The sequence below is a fragment of the Pseudomonas sp. GM33 genome (genome assembly GCF_000282295.1).
Taxonomy (GTDB): Bacteria; Pseudomonadota; Gammaproteobacteria; order Pseudomonadales; family Pseudomonadaceae; genus Aquipseudomonas; species Aquipseudomonas laurylsulfatiphila.
The window spans coordinates 1-1,240 of the sequence record NZ_AKJO01000158.1 but is presented as its reverse complement, the minus strand read 5'-3'; the positions used below and the strand labels follow the sequence as shown (position 1 = coordinate 1,240).

Genomic DNA, 1,240 nt, shown 5'->3' with positions numbered 1-1,240 from the left:
CGGCAGCTCCTTGTATCTCGACTATCGCTCCATCAGGAGCGATAGTTCTCGACTGATCATCGAGGGAGGGACCTGGAAGCCGCGCAGCTCCTTAGGCTTTTTGCCTGTGACGTAGATTGTGCTCCAGCCCTCCGCACTCACTCGTACAGTTCGAACGGTATCTTGGGCCCGTCTCTGGCGAGAGCCCGCATTCACAAGGTTGGACGGAGTGCAGTGATGATCGCAAGGGACCTAATGGAGGGGTGGTCATGTCCAGATTCGTCGGCGTCGATGTCGCAAAAAACACCTTTGATGTTGCTACTCATTTGCCAAACGGTAAGCACAAAACCAAGGCCAAACTGGCTAACGACTCAAAGGGTTTCAAAGAGTTTGAGGCCTGGTTGCAAAAACAGGTCGAACCTTCGGCCCTGATCGTGATGGAAGCCACCAGTATCTATCATCTGGAACTGGCCGAGTTCATCTACAACAAGGGTTACCGGGTCTGCGTGGTCAATCCGGCCACGACCCACGCCTACGCCGACAGCGAACTACGTCGGATTAAAACCGATAAAAGCGATGCCAAACTAATCGCTGACTTCGCCCGCGAAAAGAATGAAAAGCTTCAGCTGTGGGCGCCGGAGCCGCTGAAGTATCGCCAGCTCAAAGCCTTGGTGCGCCGCTTGGATGATCTCCAAGAGATGGAGCGAATGGAGCGCAATCGTCTGGATGTGTCCGATGAAAAGGTTAAAGCCTCGATCAACTCTGTGCTGCACCACATCGAAAAAGAGATCGCTGAAACGCACAAGGCAATCAAAAATCACATCGATGACGACCCGGACATGCGCGAGATGCGCGACTTGATCGTGACCATTGACGGTATCGGGGAAAAAACGATTGAGCGGCTGCTGGCCGAACTGGGCGACCTGCGCAAATACGACGATCCTCGCAAACTGGTCGCTGCTGCCGGACTGAACCCGAAGCTCCACGACTCGGGCAAGCTCAAGGGGCGCTCTACGATCTCAAAAATCGGCTCAGTGAGTGTGCGTGCGGGCCTCTACATGCCAGGCCTAGTGGCGTTGCAGCATAACGAGGCGATCAAGGCCATGAAAGACCGCCTGAAGGCCAATGGCAAGGCCCCCAAGCAGATCATCTGTGCGGCGATGCGCAAGCTGCTGCACTTCGTTTACGGCGTGCTCAAGTCGGGCCAACCCTACGACCCGAAAATTGCGCTTGCCCGGTGAGGTTCAAGACGGTATCTACA

1 protein-coding gene is annotated in these 1,240 nt (G+C 55.2%); it reads left to right on the top strand.

Translation table 11 applies throughout. The features are described from left to right. The first annotated feature begins 248 nt into the window (after positions 1-248). The gene (locus tag PMI26_RS04245; RefSeq protein WP_007979079.1) at positions 249-1,220 is read left to right on the top strand and encodes an IS110 family transposase; all 972 of its coding nucleotides are present in this window, start codon (positions 249-251) and stop codon (positions 1,218-1,220) included. Positions 1,221-1,240 lie beyond the last annotated feature (20 nt).